Source organism: uncultured Brevundimonas sp. (assembly GCF_947305955.1).
Taxonomy (GTDB): Bacteria; Pseudomonadota; Alphaproteobacteria; order Caulobacterales; family Caulobacteraceae; genus Brevundimonas.
Genome location: NZ_CAMZFB010000010.1, coordinates 1 through 20,364 on the forward strand (window position 1 = coordinate 1; position 20,364 = coordinate 20,364).

The 20,364-nt window shown below is 63.8% G+C and carries 26 protein-coding genes and 1 riboswitch; of the genes, 10 read left to right on the top strand and 16 right to left on the bottom strand.

What is annotated here, in order from left to right; all coding sequences use genetic code 11:
- Positions 1 to 280, top strand: a 280-nt coding sequence (locus Q0Y42_RS04230; RefSeq protein ID WP_297800539.1) for a hypothetical protein, incomplete at its 5' end; no start/stop codon positions are given.
- Here Q0Y42_RS04230 and Q0Y42_RS04235 read toward each other — a convergent pair.
- A complete protein-coding gene (locus Q0Y42_RS04235) occupies positions 228 to 722 on the bottom strand; it encodes a DUF4334 domain-containing protein (RefSeq protein ID WP_297800541.1) in 495 nt (164 codons plus the stop codon). The genes Q0Y42_RS04230 and Q0Y42_RS04235 overlap by 53 nt on opposite strands.
- Positions 719 to 1,828 (bottom strand): NAD(P)-dependent alcohol dehydrogenase, encoded by a 1,110-nt coding sequence (locus Q0Y42_RS04240; protein WP_297800543.1) that lies wholly within the window; start codon positions 1,826 to 1,828, stop codon positions 719 to 721. The genes Q0Y42_RS04235 and Q0Y42_RS04240 overlap by 4 nt, the downstream gene beginning before the upstream one ends.
- A gap of 193 nt (positions 1,829 to 2,021) precedes the next feature.
- Here Q0Y42_RS04240 and Q0Y42_RS04245 point away from each other — a divergent pair, with 193 nt between their 5' ends.
- Positions 2,022 to 3,329: a type VI secretion protein ImpB gene (locus Q0Y42_RS04245; protein ID WP_297800544.1), complete on the top strand. Its 1,308-nt coding sequence runs from the start codon at positions 2,022 to 2,024 to the stop codon at positions 3,327 to 3,329.
- Between the two features lie 8 nt (positions 3,330 to 3,337).
- Here Q0Y42_RS04245 and pncA read toward each other — a convergent pair whose 3' ends face one another.
- Together pncA and Q0Y42_RS04255 are read right to left on the bottom strand one after the other, a co-directional pair.
- The gene (gene pncA / locus Q0Y42_RS04250) at positions 3,338 to 3,964 is read right to left on the bottom strand and encodes a bifunctional nicotinamidase/pyrazinamidase (protein ID WP_297800546.1); all 627 of its coding nucleotides are present in this window, start codon (positions 3,962 to 3,964) and stop codon (positions 3,338 to 3,340) included.
- Positions 3,965 to 3,968: 4 nt separating this feature from the next.
- Entirely contained in the window at positions 3,969 to 4,949 is a 981-nt protein-coding gene (locus Q0Y42_RS04255) for a class 1 fructose-bisphosphatase (RefSeq protein WP_297800547.1), read from the bottom strand.
- 119 nt (positions 4,950 to 5,068) lie between these two features.
- Positions 5,069 to 5,170, top strand: a riboswitch (glycine riboswitch).
- Positions 5,171 to 5,334: 164 nt separating this feature from the next.
- On the opposite strand from Q0Y42_RS04255, the gene gcvT reads away from it, so the two are divergent.
- The 7 genes from gcvT (at position 5,335) to Q0Y42_RS04290 (ending at position 11,267) form a co-directional block, all read left to right on the top strand.
- Positions 5,335 to 6,450, top strand: coding sequence for a glycine cleavage system aminomethyltransferase GcvT (gene gcvT / locus Q0Y42_RS04260; protein ID WP_297800549.1), 1,116 nt, complete (start codon positions 5,335 to 5,337; stop codon positions 6,448 to 6,450).
- A 12-nt stretch (positions 6,451 to 6,462) separates the two neighbouring features.
- Positions 6,463 to 6,828 (top strand): glycine cleavage system protein GcvH, encoded by a 366-nt coding sequence (gene gcvH / locus Q0Y42_RS04265; protein WP_297800551.1) that lies wholly within the window; start codon positions 6,463 to 6,465, stop codon positions 6,826 to 6,828.
- Positions 6,829 to 6,832: 4 nt separating this feature from the next.
- The gene (locus Q0Y42_RS04270; RefSeq protein WP_297800553.1) at positions 6,833 to 7,054 is read left to right on the top strand and encodes a hypothetical protein; all 222 of its coding nucleotides are present in this window, start codon (positions 6,833 to 6,835) and stop codon (positions 7,052 to 7,054) included.
- An 8-nt stretch (positions 7,055 to 7,062) separates the two neighbouring features.
- The gene (gene gcvPA / locus Q0Y42_RS04275; protein WP_297800554.1) at positions 7,063 to 8,406 is read left to right on the top strand and encodes an aminomethyl-transferring glycine dehydrogenase subunit GcvPA; all 1,344 of its coding nucleotides are present in this window, start codon (positions 7,063 to 7,065) and stop codon (positions 8,404 to 8,406) included.
- Between the two features lie 15 nt (positions 8,407 to 8,421).
- Positions 8,422 to 9,990, top strand: coding sequence for an aminomethyl-transferring glycine dehydrogenase subunit GcvPB (gene gcvPB / locus Q0Y42_RS04280; RefSeq protein WP_297800557.1), 1,569 nt, complete (start codon positions 8,422 to 8,424; stop codon positions 9,988 to 9,990).
- Positions 9,991 to 10,197: 207 nt separating this feature from the next.
- Complete coding sequence (locus Q0Y42_RS04285; RefSeq protein ID WP_297800559.1) at positions 10,198 to 10,638, top strand: hypothetical protein; 441 nt, start codon at positions 10,198 to 10,200, stop codon at positions 10,636 to 10,638.
- A 158-nt stretch (positions 10,639 to 10,796) separates the two neighbouring features.
- The gene (locus tag Q0Y42_RS04290; protein WP_297800561.1) at positions 10,797 to 11,267 is read left to right on the top strand and encodes a DUF6789 family protein; all 471 of its coding nucleotides are present in this window, start codon (positions 10,797 to 10,799) and stop codon (positions 11,265 to 11,267) included.
- A gap of 73 nt (positions 11,268 to 11,340) precedes the next feature.
- Here Q0Y42_RS04290 and Q0Y42_RS04295 read toward each other — a convergent pair whose 3' ends face one another.
- From Q0Y42_RS04295 to Q0Y42_RS04340, 10 genes are all read right to left on the bottom strand, one after another.
- Entirely contained in the window at positions 11,341 to 11,856 is a 516-nt protein-coding gene (locus Q0Y42_RS04295) for a F0F1 ATP synthase subunit B (protein ID WP_297800564.1), read from the bottom strand.
- Between the two features lies 1 nt (position 11,857).
- A complete protein-coding gene (locus Q0Y42_RS04300) occupies positions 11,858 to 12,430 on the bottom strand; it encodes a hypothetical protein (protein ID WP_297800566.1) in 573 nt (190 codons plus the stop codon).
- An 84-nt stretch (positions 12,431 to 12,514) separates the two neighbouring features.
- Positions 12,515 to 12,739, bottom strand: coding sequence for a F0F1 ATP synthase subunit C (locus tag Q0Y42_RS04305; protein WP_292051528.1), 225 nt, complete (start codon positions 12,737 to 12,739; stop codon positions 12,515 to 12,517).
- 62 nt (positions 12,740 to 12,801) lie between these two features.
- Positions 12,802 to 13,590, bottom strand: coding sequence for a F0F1 ATP synthase subunit A (locus tag Q0Y42_RS04310; RefSeq protein WP_297800568.1), 789 nt, complete (start codon positions 13,588 to 13,590; stop codon positions 12,802 to 12,804).
- A gap of 5 nt (positions 13,591 to 13,595) precedes the next feature.
- On the bottom strand, positions 13,596 to 13,964 hold the full coding sequence (locus Q0Y42_RS04315) for an AtpZ/AtpI family protein (protein WP_297800570.1): 369 nt from the start codon (positions 13,962 to 13,964) through the stop codon (positions 13,596 to 13,598).
- Positions 13,965 to 14,117: 153 nt separating this feature from the next.
- Positions 14,118 to 14,798 carry an SMC-Scp complex subunit ScpB gene (gene scpB / locus Q0Y42_RS04320; RefSeq protein ID WP_297800572.1) on the bottom strand — a complete coding sequence of 227 codons (681 nt, stop codon included), beginning with the start codon at positions 14,796 to 14,798 and terminating at the stop codon, positions 14,118 to 14,120.
- On the bottom strand, positions 14,795 to 15,619 hold the full coding sequence (locus Q0Y42_RS04325) for a ScpA family protein (protein ID WP_297800574.1): 825 nt from the start codon (positions 15,617 to 15,619) through the stop codon (positions 14,795 to 14,797). Before Q0Y42_RS04325 ends, scpB begins: the two co-directional genes overlap by 4 nt.
- A 20-nt stretch (positions 15,620 to 15,639) precedes the next feature.
- Positions 15,640 to 16,698 carry a beta-N-acetylhexosaminidase gene (nagZ, locus tag Q0Y42_RS04330; RefSeq protein ID WP_297800576.1) on the bottom strand — a complete coding sequence of 353 codons (1,059 nt, stop codon included), beginning with the start codon at positions 16,696 to 16,698 and terminating at the stop codon, positions 15,640 to 15,642.
- 10 nt (positions 16,699 to 16,708) lie between these two features.
- A complete protein-coding gene (locus Q0Y42_RS04335; protein WP_297800577.1) occupies positions 16,709 to 17,533 on the bottom strand; it encodes an SPOR domain-containing protein in 825 nt (274 codons plus the stop codon).
- Positions 17,534 to 17,616: 83 nt separating this feature from the next.
- A complete protein-coding gene (locus Q0Y42_RS04340; protein ID WP_297800579.1) occupies positions 17,617 to 18,813 on the bottom strand; it encodes a deoxyguanosinetriphosphate triphosphohydrolase in 1,197 nt (398 codons plus the stop codon).
- A 93-nt stretch (positions 18,814 to 18,906) separates the two neighbouring features.
- On the opposite strand from Q0Y42_RS04340, the gene erpA reads away from it, so the two are divergent.
- Positions 18,907 to 19,257, top strand: coding sequence for an iron-sulfur cluster insertion protein ErpA (gene erpA / locus Q0Y42_RS04345; protein ID WP_297800581.1), 351 nt, complete (start codon positions 18,907 to 18,909; stop codon positions 19,255 to 19,257).
- Here erpA and Q0Y42_RS04350 read toward each other — a convergent pair.
- A complete protein-coding gene (locus Q0Y42_RS04350; protein ID WP_297800583.1) occupies positions 19,254 to 19,493 on the bottom strand; it encodes a hypothetical protein in 240 nt (79 codons plus the stop codon). The genes erpA and Q0Y42_RS04350 overlap by 4 nt on opposite strands.
- A gap of 79 nt (positions 19,494 to 19,572) precedes the next feature.
- Positions 19,573 to 20,331 carry a 3-oxoacyl-ACP reductase gene (locus Q0Y42_RS04355; RefSeq protein ID WP_297800585.1) on the bottom strand — a complete coding sequence of 253 codons (759 nt, stop codon included), beginning with the start codon at positions 20,329 to 20,331 and terminating at the stop codon, positions 19,573 to 19,575.
- Positions 20,332 to 20,364: the final 33 nt, after the last annotated feature.

The following is a 20,364-nucleotide window of genomic DNA, read 5'->3' on the forward strand; positions in this document are numbered from 1 at the left end:
TATAAGACACAATTTACTCGAATTGCTCTCAATATCTAAATTACATGGATTAAGTCAATACATCAATAAAACATCAGATTTAGAACATTTTGAATCATTATATAACTTTTTGGCAGAAATTAATACAAGTTACTTAAAGCATAATTACAGATACATGACATTGAACAATACACCAGTCATTCAGGATGAAGAAAATTTCAACATCATTTTGCATGCCATAAAACTCATTAACGACGCAGCACAAAAAAGTAGGGCAGCGGCAAACCGCGCATGTCCATGACGCCGAGCACGGTTTTGACATCCACCTTTTTGAACAGGTCGATGATAGGCAGGTCGTCATAGACCATGGCGGTTGTGACGACGCCACGATGCTGGACCATCCGCAAGCGGGCGGCTGGGGCGTCGGTCTCCAGTTCCGCGCGGCGCTCGAACGCCTTGCCCTGTGCAGGTTTGCCCATGAACTTGCCAGGTTGGACGATGAAGGTGCCGCCCTGCCCGTCGTCGAAGATCAGCGGATAGACCTCATCCTCGCTGTCGAACCGCTTGCCCTTCCAGCCTGTGGCCTCCAGCGCGCCATCCAGCGGGTGGTCGGTCGGAAAGGGCGATCCTTCCCAGTATCCGCGCATGAAATCCGGCGTGGTCGGCGCCAGCGCATCAAAGATCGCCAGAGCGTCCTCGGTTGAAACCTTGCCCTTGGCCAAGGCGGCGTGGAAATCGGTCATGGCGTTGTCTCCGGCATCAGAAGGACGGGTTTGACGGTGCGGCCCGCCTCCATATCCGCGACGGCCTCATTGATGGCCTCGAACGGATAGAAGCGCAGCAGGCGCTCGAACGGGAAAAGCCCGCGACGGTGAAGATCGATCAGGCGCGGGATAAAGACCTGCGGATCGGCATCGCCCTCGATGGAGCCGACCAGTCGCCGCCCGCCCAGCAGGCTGCCCATATCCACCGCCACCTTAGCCTCGCGCGGCGGCAGGCCCAGCATCACCGCTGTTCCGCCCGCGCCCAGCACGTCAAAGGCCGACTGCAGCACATCGGACGAACCGACACATTCCACCGCCGCATCCACGCCGCCGCCGCTCGCCTTGCGAATGGCGCGGACCAGATCGGCCTGATCGGCGCGATAGGTGGCGTCGGCCCCCAGTGCGCGGGCCAGTTCCAGCCGCTCATCCGAAAGGTCGATCGCTATGATTTGGCCCGCGCTTGCGGCCTTGGCGGCCATGACGGCGCTCAGCCCCACAGCCCCCGCGCCGAAGACGGCCAGTGATTGCCCCGCCTTCAGGTCCAGCGTGTTCATCACCGCCCCCGCCCCTGTCTGTATCCCGCACCCCAGCGGCGCGAGCGTTGACAGAGGCAGGTCATGCCCAACCCGCACGGCCCCCTTGGCCGCGACGATGGCGTGATGGGCAAAGGACGACTGGCCAAAGAAGGCGCTGGCGATCTCCTTGCCGTCCAGCCTTAGGGTGCGGCTGCCATCGGGGCGGGCTCCGGCAAAGTTTCCGGCAAAGCTCTGGCGGCAATAGGCGGGGCGGTGTTCGCGACAACTGGTACAGGTGCGACAGGCGAAATAGCTGAGCACCACCGCATCCCCAACAGCCAGATCGGACACCGCGTCACCCACCGCCTCGATCACCCCTGCGCCCTCGTGGCCCAGTACGGCGGGCAGGTCGAAATGCGCCGCCCCGTCGCGGTGGGCGATGTCGGTGTGACAGATGCCAACGGCGCGGATACGCACCAGAACCTCGTCCGGCCGCAAGGCATCCAGTTCGACCTCGCGGTGAATGAAATCTTCCCCTAGGGCCGGTGTCACCGCCGCCACTGTCCGCATCGGTCCCTCATTGATTGGCCGTCCCCAAGCTGCCCCGTGCGGCGGGGCTTAGACAGCTATCGAAACTGACAGGGTGGCGGGCCGATTGTCCCCAGATTAACCCACAGACTTATCCTCAGAACTGTCCACATGGCCACCAAAGGTCGGGCGGTTTACGGGACTCCACACCGCAAGATGTTCCTGATATGTTCACATGATGGTGAAGCCGTCAGAACCCGAGTCAGATCCCGCGCAACTGCGCTGGCTGTTCATCGACCTGAACGCCTTTTTCGCCAGCGCCGAACAGCAGATGAACCCTGAATGGCGCGGCAGGCCCGTGATCGTGCGCCCTGCCCCCAGCGAGTTTTCGGGGGCCATCGCCGCCAGTTATGAGAGCCGCCCCTATGGCATCCGCACCGGCACCAGCGTGCGCGAGGCGCGTCGCCTGTGCCCCGATGTGGTGATCGCCGAGGCGCGGCCCGACGTCTATGTGAAGCTGCACAAACAGATCATGGCCGAGATCGAGCGGCACATCCCGATCTACAAGATCGGCTCCATCGACGAATGCTCGTGCGAACTGATGGGGCCTGAGCGGATCGAGGCCAATGCCGTGGCGCTGGCCCGCCGCATCCAGCAGGGGATCAAGGACAATATCGGGGAATGCCTGCGCTCCTCGGTCGGGCTGGCCCCCAGCCGGTTTCTGGCCAAGACCGCGTGCGGCATGAAGAAGCCGGACGGCCTGACCGTGCTGCGCCAGCATGAACTGCCACAGGCCATCGAGCACCTGCCGATCTCGGCCTTTCCTGGGATTGGCAAGCGGATGGAGGGGCGTCTGGCGCAGGCGGGCATCCACACCACCGCCCAGCTATGGACCATGGGGGCCAAGGAGGCGCGGCACCTGTGGGGCAGTGTTGAGGGCGAGCGCGTCTGGCGCGGTCTGCACGGCCTTCATGTGGAACCGCCCGCCGAACAGCCGACCGCCAGCATCGGCCACAGCCACGTCCTGCAAATGGCAATGCGCACGCCGGACAAGTCACGCGCCGTGGCCCGCCGTCTGTTGGTCAAATGCGGCTCGCGCCTGCGCCGGATGGATGTGACGGGTTCTGTTCTGGGCCTCAGCATCGAGCTGGAAACCACCGACCGCAGTGTCAGCAAGCGCGGACAGAAGCTGTCCTATCAATGTCAGGTCCCACCGACACAGGATACCTTTGCCCTGCTGGCGGCGCTGGATGGACTGTGGGCACAGGCCGCCCCTGCCCTGCGTCGCCACCGCCCGCACACGGTGGGTGTCCATATCCAAGAGCTGACCCCGCGCGGTGCCCACGCGCCCGACCTGTTCGGTCAGGCCCCTGATCAGAACGGCAATGCCCGCTCGCTGAAGCTGTCCAAGGCAATGGATGCCCTGAACAAACGTTTCGGCAAGGACACCGTCAGCATCGGCCCCGCAAACGACCTGCCTCAATACATGGGGGCCAAGATCGCCTTCAACCGCATCCCCGAGGAACACGACTTCTGGGAGTGAGGAATGCCTTAAAGCCGCGTTACGCCCAGGGCCGCGAAGCTGTCGCGGGCGGCCTGTGCCGTGTCCTCGGCGATGGCGCGAGTGGCCTGTTCGATCACCACGGCCTCAAAGCCTTCGCGCACGGCATCCTCGGCGGTAAAGCGCACGCAATAGTCATAGGCCAGGCCGCACACGAACACGCGCTCCACCCCCAAGCCGCGCAACAGGCCCGACAGACCCGTCGAGGTCGTGTGGTCGTTCTCGAAGAAGGCCGAATAGCTGTCCACCGCAGGGTTGGCCCCCTTGCGGATGATGGCCGCCGCACGCTGCACGGCAGGGGCCACATCGGGGTGGAAGTCCGCACCCTGCGATCCCTGAACGCAGTGGTCGGGCCACAGCATCTGCGGGCCGTATTCCACCTCGATCTGGGTGAACGGAGCCGCGCCTTCGTGGTTGGAGGCAAAGCTGATCTGGTCCGGCGCATGCCAGTCCTGCGACACCACCACGGTCTTGAACCGCGCCGCGATGTCATTGATCAGCGGCATGATCGACGCCCCGCCATCAACCGCCAAGGCCCCGCCCTCGCAGAAGTCATTCTGCGGATCGACCACGATCAGGGCGTCGCGGTCGGTCACGTCGAAGGCAGGGATGGTCATCGGATTACACTCCGCAGGTGTCGGCGATGATGTCGATTTCGTTGGCGGAACCGAGGATCACCGGCACGCGCTGGTGCAGCTGGGTCGGGGTGACGTCGAGGATGGCGTTGCGGCCGTCGGTGGTGGATTTGCCGCCCGCCTGTTCGACGAGGAAGCTCATCGGATTGCCTTCGTACATCAGGCGCAGCTTGCCCGGCTTGTTCGGCTCGCGCTTGTCCCACGGATAGAGGAAGACGCCGCCGCGCATCATGATGCGGTGAACGTCCGCCACCATGGCGGCGACCCAACGCATGTTGAAATTCTTGCCGCGACCGCCCTCGGCGCCCTGAAGGCAGCCCTCGACGTATTTCTGAACACCCTCGGCCCAGTGGCGCTGGTTCGACATGTTGATGGCGAACTCTTTGGTGTCGGGCGTGATCTTGATCTCGGGATGGGTCAGCAGCCACTGGCCGTCCAGCGACAGGGTAAAGCCCGCAACGCCCTTGCCCGTCGTCAGCACCAGCATGGTCTGGCCGCCGTATAGCACATAGCCTGCGGCCAGCTGTTTGCGGCCATCCTGCATGAAGGCGGCGTCGGTGATCTCGCCTTCCGGCGCGGCCAGAACCGAGAAGATGGTGCCGACAGGGGCGTTGATGTCGATGTTGCTGGAGCCGTCCAGCGGGTCGAACAGCACAAGGAATTTACCGCCCGAATGTTTGGCGGGCTGGCTGTTGTCCATTTCCTCGGACGCCACACCGGCCACCAGCGGCGAGGCCAGCAGGGCATCGGTCAGGATGTCGTTGGAGATGACGTCCAGCTTCTTCTGCTCTTCGTCCTGAACATTGACCGCGCCCGATGCACCCAGCGCGCCGGCCAGAGCGCCGCCCGACACGACCTTGCGGATATCCACGCACGACGCCGCGATCTTGAGCAGCAGCTCGGCCAGCCCCTCGGTCAGGGCACTGTTGCCAAGGAAGGTGGCAAGATCGGTACGGGCGTCAGTCATAGCGGACTCAATCCAAATCTGGTCGCTGTTGGGGATAGGTGCCCTAAATGACGCCCCTTTACCGATACGACAAGTCCGCGAACGCTTGACTTAGAACAGGAGTCGATGGCTTAGGTCCGTTAGCTCATGCGGGAGAGATCGGGAGGGATGGGGCCATCCTAACCGGAGCCGAAGGCGCAACCGCCCCGGAAACGCTCAGGCAAAAGGACCGCGCGGGCCACTAAACGCTGGAAAGTCGCCAAGGGGCATGCCCCGACGCGCGCCGAAGGAGCAAGGTCGTCCTGTCCCCCTCACCGTGGGACGATCGGAATCTCTCAGGCATCAGGGACAGCGGGGGCGCGTACGGCAAGCCTTTGCCGTGAGAACGCGACTCCGGAGTGCGCCCATGAGCGATGAAGTCCTGAAAACCACCCCGCTGAACGCGGCTCACCGTGCGCTCGGTGCGCGCATGGTCGGCTTTGGCGGCTATGACATGCCGGTCCAGTACGAAGGCGTGCTGGCCGAGCACAAATGGACCCGCGAGCACGCCGGTCTATTCGACGTCTCCCACATGGGTCAGGCCAAGATCACCGGCAAGGACGCCATCGAACAGTTCGAGCGCTTCGTCCCCGGCGACTACAAGATCCTCAAGGATCACAAACAGAAATACTCCCTGCTGCTGAACGACGACGGCGGCATCATGGACGACCTGATGGCGGGCAAGCCCGACCACAATGGTCTCTATGTCGTGGTCAACGCCGGCAACAAGGACGCCGACTTCGCCCACCTGCGCGCGAACCTTCAGGGCGATGCCAAGCTGGAAATCCTCGACGACCGCGCCCTTCTGGCCATCCAGGGCCCTGAAGCCATCGACGTTATGGTCCAGCATGAACCGGCTCTGGCCGAGCTGTCCTTCATGGACATCACTTGGCTTAACGTCTTTGGCGTGAACTGCTTCATCTCCCGCTCGGGCTATACGGGCGAGGACGGCTTTGAAATCTCGGTCCCCGCATCGGAAGCCGAGCGCATCTGGAACCTGCTGCTGCAAGACGAGCGCGTGAAGCCGATCGGTCTGGGCGCGCGCGACTCCTTGCGCCTCGAAGCGGGCCTGCCGCTGCACGGCCATGACCTCGATGCCACCGTTTCTCCGGTCGAAGCCGACCTGACCTTCGCGCTTTCCAAGTCGCGCAAGGAAGCCGCCGACTTCCCGGGTGCCGAGCGTATCCTGAAGGAACTTGCCGAAGGTCCCGCCCGCAAACGCGTGAACCTGATCGTCAAGGAAGGCGCACCGGCCCGCGAGGGTGCAGAGATCGCCGACAAGGACGGAAACGTCATCGGCGTGGTCACCTCGGGTGGCCCCTCGCCCTCGACCGGCAACAAGATCGCCATCGGCTTCGTGCCGCCGGCCTACACCGACATCGGTACCGAGCTGAAGGTCATCGTCCGCGGCAAACCCGCCGCGGCCGAGGTCGTCGCCAGCCCGTTCGTACCGACCCGTTACTACCGCAAACCCAAGGCTTGAGAGGGATCAGCCATGAAATTCACCAAGGATCACGAATGGGTCTCGCTGGACGGCGACATCGCCACCGTCGGCATTTCGGCCCACGCGGCTGAAGCCCTCGGCGACGTCGTCTTCGTCGAAACGCCGGAAGTCGGCAAGACCGTGACCAAGGGCGACAGCTTCGCCGTGGTTGAATCGGTCAAGGCCGCGTCCGACGTCTACGCCCCCGTTTCGGGCGAGGTGGTCGAAGCCAACGGTGCACTCGCCGATGCGCCGGAAACCGTGAACGCCTCGCCGGAAGGCGAAGGCTGGTTCGCAAAGATCAAGGTTTCGGACGCCTCGGAACTGGACGGCTTGATGGACAAGGCGGCTTACGACGCCTTCCTCGCGACCCTGTAAAATCATGACCTCGGAACAGCTGGCTTCGGCCTTGAAAGATGCAGTCGAGCGCGCACCCCACGGCAAACGTGTGGTGTTCGTTCACCTCTTTGGCATTGCGTATTCCGAGTTCTTAAAAGGCCGTAACACCAAAGAGATCGCTGCTTTGGCGGGCATCCCTGAATCGTACGGCGTTGAAATTTCGAAGGGAGCCAACTTGGCTCCCTTCGTCACAATTAACGGTTAGATCCAACCATGCGTTACCTCCCTCTGACAGCCGATGATCGCGAGGCCATGCTGGCCGCGATCGGGGCCAAGTCGATCGATGACCTTTTCGTGGACGTGCCGGAAGCCGCACGCCTGAGCGGCCCAGTGGACCTGCCGCGCGTGGCGGGCGAACTGGAAGTCGAGCGCGCCCTGTCGGCCATGGCGGCCAAGAACACGACCGCCGGTTCGGTTCCGTTCTTCTGCGGTGCGGGCGCTTACAAGCACCACGTTCCGGCGACCGTTGACCACATCATCCAGCGTTCGGAGTTCCTGACCTCCTACACGCCCTACCAGCCGGAAATCGCGCAAGGGACCCTGCAATACCTGTACGAGTTCCAGACGCAGGTCGCGAACCTGACGGGTATGCCGGTCGCCAACGCTTCGCTGTATGACGGCTCGACCGCCATGGCCGAGGGCGTGCTGATGGCCACCCGCGTGACCCGCCGCAACAAGGCTGTCATCTCGGGCGGTGTTCACCCGCACTATGTCAAGGCTACCGAGACCGTGGTTCACGCCATGGGCGTCGAAACGCAGGTTCTGGCTCCGGCAGTCGATGCCGAGGCCGACGTCATCGCCCAGATCGGCCCTGACACCGCCTGCGTCGTCGTCCAGACCCCGAACGTGTTCGGCACCGCCACCGACGTCACAAAGATCGCCGAGGCCGCACAGGCCAACGGTGCCCTGCTTATCGTCGTCGTGACCGAAGCTGTGTCGATGGGCCTGCTGAAGTCGCCGGGCGAAATGGGCGCGGACATCGTCGCTGGCGAAGGCCAGTCGATCGGTAACGCCCTGAACTATGGCGGTCCGTACATCGGCCTGTTCGCCACCCGCGAAAAGCTGCTGCGCCAGACCCCGGGCCGCTATTGCGGCGAGACCGTCGATGCCGAGGGCCGTCGTGGCTTCGTGCTGACGCTCTCGACCCGCGAGCAGCACATCCGCCGCGACAAGGCGACGTCGAACATCTGCACCAACTCGGGTCTCTGCACCCTCGCCTTCACCATCCACATGAGCCTGCTGGGCGAGACGGGCCTGCGCCAGCTGGCCCTGCTGAACCACGAGAAGGCACTGGCCACCCGTGACGCTCTGGCCGCCATTGATGGCGTCGAGGTCCTGACCCCGCGCTTCTTCAACGAGTTCGCCGTCAAACTGCCGAAAAACGCCGCCGAGGTCGTCGAGACGTTGGCCGCACAAGGCATCCTCGCTGGCGTGCCCTACAGCCGCCTCGCACCGAAAGCGGGCATGGACGACGTCTTGCTGGTCGCCGCCACCGAGACGACGCTGGACGCGGACATACAGATCCTCGCCACCGCACTCAAAGCCGCAGTCGCGTAAGGAAGGGCACAAGACATGAGCACCATGAACAACGTCGGCCGCCCGACCACTCCTAACGCAGTCGCTGAAAAGCCCGCTACCCTGACCGGTGGCCGTGGCTTGTTGCAAGACGAGCCGCTGATCTTCGAAGGCGAAGGCTGGGGCAAGACGGGTGTGGACCTTGCCACGCCGAAAACCGATGGCACCGACCTCGGTGATCTGGTCCGCCGCGACCCGATTGGCCTGCCGGGCCTGTCGGAGCCGGAAGCCATGCGCCACTATGTGCGCCTGAGCCAGAAGAACCACGCCATCGATCTGGCTATCTATCCGCTGGGTTCGTGCACGATGAAGCACAACCCGCGCCTGAACGAGAAGATGGCCCGTCTGGCTGGCTTCTCGGACATCCACCCGCTGCAACCGCAATCGACGGTGCAGGGCGCGCTAGAGCTGATGGACAGCCTGTCGCACTGGCTGACCACCCTGACCGGCATGCCCGCCGTCGCCCTGTCGCCCAAGGCGGGTGCCCACGGCGAGCTGTGCGGCCTGATGGCCATCCGCGCCGCTCACGAAGCCAAGGGCGAGCATGAGCAGCGTCGCAAGGTTCTGGTTCCCACCTCGGCCCACGGCACCAACCCCGCCACCGCCGCCTTCGTCGGCTATACGGTTGTAGAGGTCGCCCAGACCGAAGACGGCCGCGTGGATGTGGCTGATCTGGCCTCCAAGCTGGGTCCGGACGTGGCGGCCATCATGGTCACCAACCCGAACACCTGCGGCCTGTTCGAGCGCGACATCATGGAAATCAGCCGCCTGACCCACGAGGCAGGGGCCTATTTCTATTGCGACGGTGCGAACTTCAACGCGATCGTTGGTCGCGTGCGTCCGGGCGATCTGGGCGTCGATGCCATGCACATCAACCTGCACAAGACCTTCTCGACGCCGCACGGCGGCGGCGGTCCGGGCGCAGGTCCGGTTGTGCTGTCGGAAGCCTTGGCTCCGTTCGCACCCGCGCCTTGGGTCGTGAACACCGGTGACGGCTTCAAACTGGTTGAGCGTGAAGAGGACGAGGCCGCCCAAGCCTTTGGCCGTCTGTGCGCCTTCCAGGGCCAGATGGGCATGTATGTGCGCGCCCTCTCCTACATGATGTCCCACGGCTCTGACGGCCTGCGTCAGGTCGCCGAGGACGCCGTTCTGAACGCCAACTACATCAAGGCCCGCCTGTCGGACCTGATGAGCGCCGCCTTCCCGGACGGCCCGTGCATGCACGAAGCCCTGTTCGACGATGAATGGCTCAAGGGTACGGACATCACCACGCTCGACTTCGCCAAGGCGATGATCGACGAGGGCTTCCACCCGATGACCATGTATTTCCCGCTGGTCGTCCACGGGGCCATGCTGATCGAGCCGACCGAGACGGAATCGAAAGCCGAGCTGGACCGCTTCATCGAGGCCATGCGCCTGCTGGCCCAAGCGGCCAAGGCCGGTGACGTCGACCGCTTCAAGGGCGCACCGTTCCACGCCCCGATGCGCCGTCTGGATGAAACCAAGGCCGCCCGCCAGCCCAAGCTGCGCTGGGTGGCACCGGAAGGCTCCAATCAGGCCGCCTGAAGGCCCGAAATAAACCGCTGACTAACCAAACGCCGTGTCCTGCCGGACACGGCGTTTTCTTTTCTCCTATTCATACTGATCGTTCACTTACCAGTCATCGTTCGGCCACCAATCTATCGGCTAGTAGTCCGCATACGATTCATTCCTTCAGTAGATTCTCACTCCCTGACCCAGCCTGCCTCCACCCCTCCCGAGACTTCCTCAGCCGTGACTCTCGCCCTTACGCCTCTGCCGACCGTCGCACCGCGTCGCCGCCCCAACCGTCGGCTGCGTCGCCTTGTCATGTTGTCTCTGGGTGTGGTGATCGTGATTGCGGGCGCGCTGATCGGCGCTCTGCCGGGTCCGGGTGGTATTCCGGTGACGACGCTGGGTCTGGTTCTGATCCTGCGGAACTCCTACTGGGCCAAGCGCCAGTTCATCAAAGCCCAGCGTGCCAAGCCGAAGTGGGTCTATCCGTTCCGCCGCCTGATGCGAAAGAATCCGGAAGTCGCCCCTGTGTTCTGGCAACAGGCCCTGCGCGTCGAGAAGTTGGTCGTGCGTTCGCGCCGCCACCGCCCGCTGCCGCGCCTTCGCCGCCGCATCCGCTGCATGGTCCGACAGGCCCGTCGCCGCTCCTCCGCCCGCCGCGCCCAGCGCCGCGCCGCCTGACCCTCTTTCCGCCTGTCGGATAACGGCTCCCCTGTGTTCATAGGGGTTTTGCCGCCGCGCACGTTAATGTGAACAACGTTCTTCGACATTAACGCAAAAAGGGCATAACCTCTCCCAGGCGTAGTCTTGCAGTTTTAGCGTTGGGAGGCGCTATTCCGATGACGTCACGCGTAAAAAACGGCCTGTTGGCCGGACTGTCTGCAACAGTAGTCGTCGCGGCCGTCGAGGCCGTAAATATGTTCGTCCTTAAAATGTTTCCGGCGTTTCCATTGATGGTCGCCAAGATGTTCGGAATGCCCGGCAATGTCGCGGCAGGCTGGGCTATCCACATCTTTATGGGCGTTGTGGTCCTCGGGCTGGCCTTTGCCTTCCTGTACGACCGCCTGCCAACCAAGGTCCCGACCGCTAAGGGCATTGCCTTTGCCGTGGGCACCTGGGTGCTGCTGATGGGTTACGCCATTATGGTCGTGCCGGATCAAAAGCTGCTGCCCTCGGGCGGGCTTGAAATCATCGGCTGGATGCTGGCCACCCACGCCATCTTCGGCGCGGTGCTGGGCTCCACCTACGGACGCCTCCTGCGTCAGGATAAGATGCATGTCCATCCGGTAGGTGCGGCTCCGGCTCACTGATCCGGACAGTCCATCGAAACGAAAAAAGGCCCCGCGATGCGGGGCCTTTTGACGTTCAGGGGTTCCTGAAATCTTAGTTCAGCTTGCCAGCCAGTTGGCTGATGGCTGCGTCCAGAGCCGGATCCGACTTGGCACCGGCGATGCGGGCCGCGAGGATTTCGTTGGCGGCCTTGGCGGCGAGATCGGCAGCGGCCGACTTCACTTCGCGGGTGGCTTCGGCTTCGGCCTGGGCGATGCGGCGCTCGGCCAGTTCCTGACGGCGAGCGGTCGATTCCTCGATACGGGCCTTAGCTTCGGCTTCGAGGCGCTTGGCTTCGGCTTCGGCGGTCGAGAGCAGCTCGGCGGCTTGGGCTTCGGCTTCGGCCTTTTCCTTGCGGATCTGGGCCAGCATGGCTTCGGCTTCGGCGCGCAGACGGGCGGCTTCGTCCAGATCAGCCTGGATCTTGGCAGCCTTGGCGTCGAGGCCAGCAGCGACCAGCTTCGGCACGCCAGCGAGGATCACGATGGCGAAGAAGATGACCAGGCCGACGCCGACCCAGAATTCCGGGTTCGAGATGTCCCAGAAGTGGGCGGTCAGAAAAGCGGGCATATTAGGCAGCTCCCTTGATGGCAGCTTCCAGCTCGGCCGCGGTCGGGGCCTTGCCGGTCAGGCGCTCCAGCATGGCGCTGGTGGCGTCCGAAGCGATGGCAGTGACGTTACCCATGGCAGCGTCGCGGGTCGCGGCGATCTTGGCCTCGGCCTCGGCGATGCGGGCGCTGACGACAGCTTCGTCGGCAGCCAGACGGGCGTTGAATTCTTCGGTGACGCGGGCCTTCGCAGCGGCTGCGGTGGCGCGGGCGTCGGCGCGGGCCTTTTCGACCTCGGCGCGGGCAGCTTCGGCTTGGGCTTCAGCTTCGGCCTGAACCGAACGGGCGGTGGCGATGGCACCGTCGATGGTTTCGGCACGTTCGTCGATGACGCGACGCATGCGCGGCGCGAACACCTTGGCGATCAGCACATAGGTGATGGCGAACAGGATCAGCAGATAGCCGATCTGACCGACCCAGTGCTGGAATTCGAACTGGGGCAGCCCGCCCGAGGCGTGCTCGGTGGAGGCGTGGGTATCGGCGTGAACGTCGCCGGTTACCGTGTTCGGAGTTTCAAGAGTGGGTTCTGCGGCCATGGTCCGTCTATCTTTAGATCAGGACAACGGCGCGTAGGCGGACCTACGCGCCGTCGGGTACTGTTTGGTCTTAAGGCTAAAGAATTAGCCGAAGATCATCAGGACGCCCAGCACGAAGGCCAGGATGCCCAGGGCTTCTGCCAGAGCGGCGCCCACGAACAGGTTGCCGACTTGAGCAGCAGCAGCAGCCGGGTTGCGCAGAGCGCCAGCCAGGAAGTTGCCGAAGATGTTGCCGACGGCCAGGGCCGAACCGATCATGCCGAGGGTGGCCAGACCAGCACCGATGTACTTAGCGGCTTCTGCTTCCATGATGATGTTTCCTAAATCGAGAGAGCGTTGGAAGGTAGGGTTTAGCGGACTGGGATATAGCCTTAGTGGCCGTGGCCCAGGTTGACCACATCATTGAGGTAGATGCAGGTCAGAACGGTGAAAACGAAGGCCTGGAGGAAAGCCACCAGGAACTCCAGAGCGGTCATGGCCACGACCATGCCCATCGACAGGGCGGCGACACCGAAGAAGGCGTATGCAACGCCGCCGGTGACGATCGCCAGAGCGCCAAGTTGTACCACGAACTGGGCGAAGATCTTCAGGGCGACGTGGCCGCCCAGCATGTTACCGAACAGACGCAGGGCCAGGGTGGCCGGACGCAGCAGGAACGAAACGAACTCGATCAGACCCACAACCGGACGCAGCGCCAGCGGAGCGCCCGACGGCCAGAACAGCTTGAAGAAGCCGAAGCCGTTCTTGACGAAGCCGACGACGACGACGGTCAGGAACGAGATCAGGCCCAGCGTCAGGGTGACGGCCAGCTGCGAGGTTGCGGTGAAGGTCAGCAGCATGCCCAGCAGGTTCATCGCCAGAACCAGCATGAACATGGTGAAGGCAAACGGGAAATACTTCTTGCCGTCGTGGCCGATGATCGACGAGGTCAGGTTATCGACCATGCCGAACAGGGTTTCACCGGCGGCCTGCATACGGCCCGGAACCACAGCATTCTTGCTGGTGGCCAGCGACAGGAAGCCAACGACCAGCACAAAGGCGATGGTCATGGCGACGTGCGAGTTGGTGATCGCGATCAGTTGCTCACCGAGAACGGGAACTTTGACCGTGCCGAACTCTACGAGCGGCTTGACCTCAAATTGTTCAATCGGACCGGCCATGAAGCCTATCGTTCCTCGTCTTCGTTAACCTCGACAATCGGCTCGCCCGCAGGGGTTTCACCGAGTGCCTTGGCCTCCGCCATCAGCCGTTTGGCTGTATTGCGGGCCATAAAAAATGACAAAGCGAAGCCCACCAGGACCCCGCCGATTACGCCTACGGGACGGATGTCGAACAGGAAGTCCGCAGCCACCCCAAGTCCCAGACCGATGAAGACGCCACCGACCAGTTCGGCGACAATGCGCCAAGCCTGAGCGACGACCTTCTGAGCTTCGGCGGTTGCTACCACCTCACTTCTGGTCCGCGCCTCCAGGCGGGATGCGCTGTCGGCGAGGCGTTTCATCGCCTCTTCGCGCGATTCCTTCGTAGAGGACATGGGCCAATTCGCTCATCGCCGACGGGGTGTCGGCAGGGGTCTGAATTTCGCGCGGAACCTATAGGCGCAAGGCCTTCAGGTCAAGGCGAGAGCTTTAAGACCTAAGTGTATGGATTTCCGCGATTTATTTTCGCACTCGGCGAGCCGCGACAATCAGCCGTTCGACTCGCCGTCCTCATTGATGAAATCTTGTGCAAACTCAGGGGCCTCTGCATCCATGCCGGGAAGCATCTCGTCGGCATCCTCCTCACGCACAAGCGAGGGGTCGGGCACCTCAAAGCCCACAGGCATGGACAGATCCAGCAATCCGGCGGCCTTCATCTCCTGAACACCGGGCAGATCATAAAGACCCGCAAGGCCGAAATGCTCAAGGAAACGGTCGGTCGTGCCATAGGTGACGGGACGACCCGGCGTCCGGCGACGCCCGCGCAGGCGCACGAATCCCATTTCCAGCAGCACATCCAGCGTGCCCTTGGACAGGGACACACCGCGCACGCTTTCGATCTCGGCGCGGGTGCAGGGCTGGTGGTAGGCGATGATGGCAAGGGTTTCCAGCGCGGCCTTGGACAGACGGCGCGGCTCTTCGCGTTCCTCGGTCATCAGGAAGCCGAGGTCGTCGGCCGTGCGGAATCGATAGCGCCCTGCGACAATATCAAGCACCACGCCCCTGCCCTGATAGCGTTCCTGAAGCGCGGTCAGGGCACCGGACACATCGGCCCCGTCGGGCAGGCGGCGGGCCAGTTCCTCATGCGACAGCGGCGCGGCGGCGGCGAACAGCAGGGCCTCGACGCGGCGCTCGATTTCCAGATGGTCGGGGGCGAAATTCAGGCTCACGGTTCCAACTCCAGCGCGGGGGCCGGTCCACGGCGGCGCAGCCATATCTCGTCAAACGGCTTTTCCTGACGGATGTCCATGCCGCCTTCCTTCACCAGTTCCAGCGAGGCCGACAATGTAGAGGCGGTATAGCTGGCCTGTGACGGGCCGTCGTGGTCGTCGGGGCGTTGCGGGGCGACGCGCTCCAGCGGGGTCCATTCCGACAGGCGCGGCATAATCTCGCGCAGCCAGTCGCGGGCAGCTTCGAGCTGGAAGGCCTCGACGCGGGCAGTCGGGGCGTAGTTGCGGCGCTCCTGCTTCACCCGCTGGGTGACATAGGCGGTCATCAGCTCATAGAGGCTGGCGTCGATCTGGTCGGACGGGACGATGACGGTCTGTTCGGGGTCGCCCCGCATAAAGACATCGCGGTTCAGTTGCGGGCGCTTGGTCAGATTGGCCACGGCGGTCCGCATGGCTTCCAGCTTTTGGATGCGAAAGGCCAGGGCGGCGGCCATCTGCTCGGCGGGCGGCTCCTCGCCCTTGTCTTTTTCGTTGCGCGGGATCAGCAGGCGCGACTTCAGATAGGCCAGCCACGACGCCATCACCAGATAGTCAGCAGCCAGCGAGAAGTTGCGGCGCCGCGCCTCGTGAACGAAGGCCAGATATTGCTCGGCCAGACGGGTGATGGACAGTTTGAGCAGGTCCACCTTCTGGCCACGGGCCAGTTCCAGCAGGACGTGCAGGGGACCTTCATAGCCTTCCAGATCGACGACGAAAGTCTCCTTCTCCTCGGCCTGCTGGACCGCGGTGAAGTCGAGGTTCGGCTGGAAGGCGTCTGTCATGTCCCCTGCCCCCTATGGTGTCAGGCCGGAGCCTGTGCCTCGCCGACGTCGGGGCCGCGTGCGGCCTCAAACCGTCCCTCAAGGGCGGCGGTGAAGCGGGCGCGGGCCGCGTCGATATCCAGCGGCTCGGGCGAGCGAACCAGACGCTGCAGCGCAACCTCGGCGCGGCGGGCAGCGATGCCCCCCAGCGTCTTGGTGGCCGAGGCGACCTCGATCATCTCGTCCATCTTGCCGTTGCAGTGCAGGACCACATCATTGCCCGCCTTGAACGAGGCTTCGGCGCGGTCTTTCAGCGTGCCGGACAGGGCCTGCATCGACAGGTCGTCGGTCATGATCAGGCCGTTGAAGCCCAGACGCTCGCGCATCAGGCGGATACCGGCCTTGGATGTGGTGGCAGGCGCATCGCCATCCACGGCGGTAAAGACAACGTGGGCCGTCATCGCCAGCGGCATGTCGGAGTTGGCGCGGAAGGGCACAAAGTCCCATGCGTCCAGCTCGGCCAGCGGCGTTTCCACGACGGGCAGGTCGTGGTGGCTGTCGGCAAAGGCGCGGCCATGACCGGGGATGTGTTTGATGATCGGCAGGACACCGCCCGCCAGCAGGCCCTCGCAGGCGGCACGGCCCAGCTGGGCCACCGTCTGCGGATCGCGGGCATAGGCGCGGTCGCCGATGATGTCGTGGGCACCGGGGACCGGAACGTCCAGAACCGGAACGCAGTCCACATTGATCCCCAGATCATAAAGGTCTTGGGCGATCAGACGCGCCCCGAGGCGCACCAGTTCGCGGGCCTTGAACACATCGCCCTGCGCGGCCTGAAGATAGGCGGCACCGGGCGGATATTTCGGCCAGAAGGGCGGGCCGAGACGCTGGACGCGGCCACCTTCCTGATCGATCAGGACAGGGGCATCATCGCGACCCACGGCGCCGCGCAGGTCTTGCACCAGAGCGCGCACCTGATCGGGGCTTTCGACGTTACGGCGGAAAAGAATGAAGCCCCACGGGTCGGCGTCGGCAAAGAAGGCGCGCTCCTCTGCCGACAACCGGTAACCCGCACAGCCAAAAATGGCAGCTGTGGTCAAACGCCTAACCTCAGCCGACGAAGCAGGAGCCGCCCGACGCCTTGATGGCGTTGCACAGCGAGGTCGCGCGTTCGCGGCTCAGACCGCCGAACGAGGTGCGGTACAGGGTCTTGCCGTCACGCTCGATGGCTTCGATCTGGCGACGGGCACCGGACGTCAGGCCACCGTGGCGCGAGGCCGCAGCCGAATACTGGGCCTCGGCCTGTTCACGCGAGGAGAAGGCACCGATCTGGACGCGCGAGTTACCGGTCGCCGCCGCAGGGGCCGGAGCCGGTTGCGGGGCCGGCGTGGCCTTCGGAGCCGGAGCGGGCGCAGGCGTCGGGGCCGGCGTCGTCGCCTTGGGCGCAGCAGCGGGTGCCGGAGCCGGTGCGGGCGTCGGGTTCGGCGTGGCCAGCGGTTCCGACGACGGGGTCGGACGCGGCAGAACTTCTTCCGGACCTTCGGTTAGGGTCGGGGTGGCGGTGTCCGTCTCTGCGGTGTCGCGATAAACGCGGATGCCGTCTTCCGGATTGACCGGCTGGGCGTCGAGCGGCGCTTCCACCTTCATCATGTCGGCGCTGGTGCCGACGGCAGGCGGCATCTGGCCGTCCTTGCGCGAACCACCCATGGTGTAGGCCACGATAATGCCGATGATGATGGCCAGCAGAACGACAACGCTGATGATCAGGGTCAGCGGCGGCGACTTGGATGCCGGAGCGCGGCGCGGGTCGTAACCGCTGCGGCTGAACGGCAGGTCGTCGTCGGTGGGCGGGGTATAGGCACCGCGTTCCGGACCAGGACCACGCGGATCACGGCCTTGCTGGGGGTAGCCTCGGTTATCGTCGTCGTAGGACATGTTCGCGCCTTTAGATCGGGTGTGATGCCGCGAATCGATGCGACACCACAGTCACTTTACCGTCCCGCCCCCACCCTTTCGAATCATAGATCGAGGGCAAGGTCGAGGCTGAACAGCTTTCTATGCACTTCAATGGCATAGCGGTCGGTCATACCGGCGATGTAATCGCACACCGCCCGCGCCCGCTGGGTGCGGTCGTCGGTCAGGGCCACGCGCTGCCATTCCGGTGGCAGAACCTCCGGCTCGGCCATGGCCAGATTGAACAGCTGGGCCAGTACGCGGCGCGCCTGACTGCGGGTGCGGTTGACGCGATAGTGGCGGTACATGCGCTCGAACAGGAAGCGGCGCAGAACGGCCAGTTCCTCCATCATGCCTTGCGAGAACTGCACAAGGGTTTCGGGCGCGTTGCGGACATCCTCGACCGTTTCGATGCGGTGCGACTTCAGACGATGCTCGGTCTCGGCCAGCACATCGTCCACCATCACCCCGATCATCCGGCGCACCGCCTCGAGGCGCAGCATCCGGTCATCGATATTCGGCCACTGGGTGCGAGCCGCCGCGATGGCCGGACCGATCAGCGGGATTTCCGCCAGATCATCAAGCGTGAACAGGCCCGCCTGCACGCCGTCGTCAACGTCGTGGTTGTTATAGGCAATATCGTCGGCAATCGCCGCGCACTGGGCCTCCAGCGAGGCAAAGGTCCCCAGACGCAGGTCCCAGTTCATGGCCCCGTGCTCGTGGTACTCGGCCACCTTGGCCCAAGCCGGATCGCCCAGATGGTGCAGGACCGGACCATTGTGCTTGACCACGCCCTCGACCGTTTCCCACGTCAGGTTCAGACCCGGAAACGCCGGATAGCGCATCTCCAGCTCGGTCACGACGCGGAAGCTTTGGACGTTGTGGTCAAAGCCGCCATAGTCCTTCATCAGCGCGGCCAACTCGTCCTCGCCCGCATGGGAGAACGGCGGGTGGCCCAGATCGTGGGCCAACGCGATGGTCTCGGCCAGATCGTCGTCCAGTCTCAGGGCGTGCGCCAGCGAGCGCGCGATCTGCGCCACCTCCAGCGAATGGGTCAGACGCGTGCGATAGGTGTCGCCTTCGTGCGCGACAAAGACCTGCGTCTTTTCCTTCAGGCGACGGAAATAGGTCGAATGGATGATCCGGTCGCGGTCACGCGCAAAGGGCGTGCGGGTACGGCTGGGCGGCTCGGGAATACGGCGGCCACGGCTGTTTTCATGCTTTTCGGCGTACGGGGCGCGTTCGTTCTGGATCACGTTCATCAACTTTGATCGGGCCGGACCTTTTTAAATGTCCTTCAGCGCCTCATATAGAAGCGTGAAGGCACCGTCCAATCCACAGAAATATCCACAGCCGTGTTCTCTATCGCCAGCCGATCCCCCGAAGGCATCACCCTTTCCCCCCAAGCCGCCCGCCGTCTTGAGGCCCTGTCCCAAGCCGAGGGCAAGCCGCTGATGCTGCGCGTCGCGGTCGAGGGCGGTGGCTGTTCTGGCTTCCAGTACCAACTGGATCTGGTCGAAGAGGCGCAGGCCGACGACATCCGCATCGAATGCGATGGTCAGGCCGCGCTGGTGGATGCGGTGTCGGTCCCCTTCCTGAAGGGGTCGGAGATCACCTTCGTCGACGAACTGGCCGGCGCGCAGTTCGTGATCAAGAACCCCAACGCCGCCTCCAGCTGTGGCTGCGGCGTCAGCTTCTCGATTTAAGCTTTATCTGCGTCTTGGGCGGCGGCTTTGGCCGCGCTTCTGCGTTTGTCGCGCAGCATCATGATCAGGCCCAGCACCATGCCGCCCATGCCGACAAAGACGGCCCAGCCGATCTGTGCCCATCGGGACAGGCTTTCGACATGCGCGATCAAGGCCCTGCCAGGGGCGCTGAAACCGAACGCGATCGCCCCGATAAACAGGGCACCATAGATGATGCTGCCGACAATCGACTTCACAGCGGGCCTCGAAGGTTAGAACCGGCCCTCAGTATCGAATGTTAGCTTGGCCGTATATGGCCTTGGGCGACAGAGCGATTTAGTCGCGGACCAGGCCGCCATCGACCACCAGGTTCTGGCCCGTCACCGCCCGCGCCCATGGCGAGGCAAAGAACAGCATGGCGTCGGCAAACTCCTGCGGGGTGGTGACGCTGCGCAGCGGCGTCATGCCCGCGATCAGGTCGAATACCGCATCGGGCGTTGCGGCGCTGGCATCGGTCGTCCGCAGCAGGCCGCCGGACACCATATTCACCGTAATGCCGTGCGGCCCCAGATCACCTGCCGCCGTGCGGGTCAGGCTCATCAGCGCTGCCTTGGCTGCCGTATAGTCGTGATAGGGAACGACAGGATTTTGCACCAGATTGGTGCCGACATTGATGATCCGGCCAAAGCCCTTGGACTTCATCCCCGGCGTGACGGCCTGAATGACGTTCAGCGCGCCCTGCACCACGGTAGAGAACTGGGCCGCGAACTCGTCCCAGCCGATGGTTTCCATCTGGGATCGGGCATCGCCGTTGAAGCTGTAATCCAGCGCATTGTTGACCACGGTCGTCACCGGCGCACCGAAATGCTGCTCGATGCGGGCGACCATGGCGGCCACGGCGTCACGGTCGGTCACATCGGCCTGAACATCGATGGCGCGCTCGCCGATCTCTTGGGCCAGAGCGCGGGCGGCTTCGGCACTGCCGCGCCAGTTGATCGCCACGCGAGCGCCCTCACGCGCAAAGGCCCGCACAGCCTCGGCCCCGACACCGCGCGCGCCGCCGGTAACCAGCACCACCTGACCCGAAAAATCCATGATATGCCCTCTCCTGCTGGCCAGGCTCTTAGG

Coding starts and splice junctions, on each gene's coding strand:
- Q0Y42_RS04325 (WP_297800574.1), bottom strand. CDS start 15,619: ATGACAGACGCCTTCCAGCCGAACCTCGACTTCACCGCGGTCCAGCAG.
- Q0Y42_RS04335 (WP_297800577.1), bottom strand. CDS start 17,533: ATGTCCTACGACGACGATAACCGAGGCTACCCCCAGCAAGGCCGTGAT.
- gcvH (WP_297800551.1), top strand. CDS start 6,463: ATGAAATTCACCAAGGATCACGAATGGGTCTCGCTGGACGGCGACATC.
- gcvPB (WP_297800557.1), top strand. CDS start 8,422: ATGAGCACCATGAACAACGTCGGCCGCCCGACCACTCCTAACGCAGTC.
- Q0Y42_RS04305 (WP_292051528.1), bottom strand. CDS start 12,739: ATGGAAGCAGAAGCCGCTAAGTACATCGGTGCTGGTCTGGCCACCCTC.
- Q0Y42_RS04255 (WP_297800547.1), bottom strand. CDS start 4,949: ATGACTGACGCCCGTACCGATCTTGCCACCTTCCTTGGCAACAGTGCC.
- Q0Y42_RS04340 (WP_297800579.1), bottom strand. CDS start 18,813: ATGAACGTGATCCAGAACGAACGCGCCCCGTACGCCGAAAAGCATGAA.
- Q0Y42_RS04310 (WP_297800568.1), bottom strand. CDS start 13,590: ATGGCCGGTCCGATTGAACAATTTGAGGTCAAGCCGCTCGTAGAGTTC.
- Q0Y42_RS04355 (WP_297800585.1), bottom strand. CDS start 20,331: ATGGATTTTTCGGGTCAGGTGGTGCTGGTTACCGGCGGCGCGCGCGGT.
- pncA (WP_297800546.1), bottom strand. CDS start 3,964: ATGACCATCCCTGCCTTCGACGTGACCGACCGCGACGCCCTGATCGTG.
- Q0Y42_RS04290 (WP_297800561.1), top strand. CDS start 10,797: ATGACGTCACGCGTAAAAAACGGCCTGTTGGCCGGACTGTCTGCAACA.
- Q0Y42_RS04270 (WP_297800553.1), top strand. CDS start 6,833: ATGACCTCGGAACAGCTGGCTTCGGCCTTGAAAGATGCAGTCGAGCGC.
- Q0Y42_RS04300 (WP_297800566.1), bottom strand. CDS start 12,430: ATGGCCGCAGAACCCACTCTTGAAACTCCGAACACGGTAACCGGCGAC.
- Q0Y42_RS04235 (WP_297800541.1), bottom strand. CDS start 722: ATGACCGATTTCCACGCCGCCTTGGCCAAGGGCAAGGTTTCAACCGAG.
- Q0Y42_RS04240 (WP_297800543.1), bottom strand. CDS start 1,828: ATGCGGACAGTGGCGGCGGTGACACCGGCCCTAGGGGAAGATTTCATT.
- Q0Y42_RS04245 (WP_297800544.1), top strand. CDS start 2,022: ATGATGGTGAAGCCGTCAGAACCCGAGTCAGATCCCGCGCAACTGCGC.
- Q0Y42_RS04315 (WP_297800570.1), bottom strand. CDS start 13,964: ATGTCCTCTACGAAGGAATCGCGCGAAGAGGCGATGAAACGCCTCGCC.
- Q0Y42_RS04295 (WP_297800564.1), bottom strand. CDS start 11,856: ATGCCCGCTTTTCTGACCGCCCACTTCTGGGACATCTCGAACCCGGAA.
- gcvT (WP_297800549.1), top strand. CDS start 5,335: ATGAGCGATGAAGTCCTGAAAACCACCCCGCTGAACGCGGCTCACCGT.
- gcvPA (WP_297800554.1), top strand. CDS start 7,063: ATGCGTTACCTCCCTCTGACAGCCGATGATCGCGAGGCCATGCTGGCC.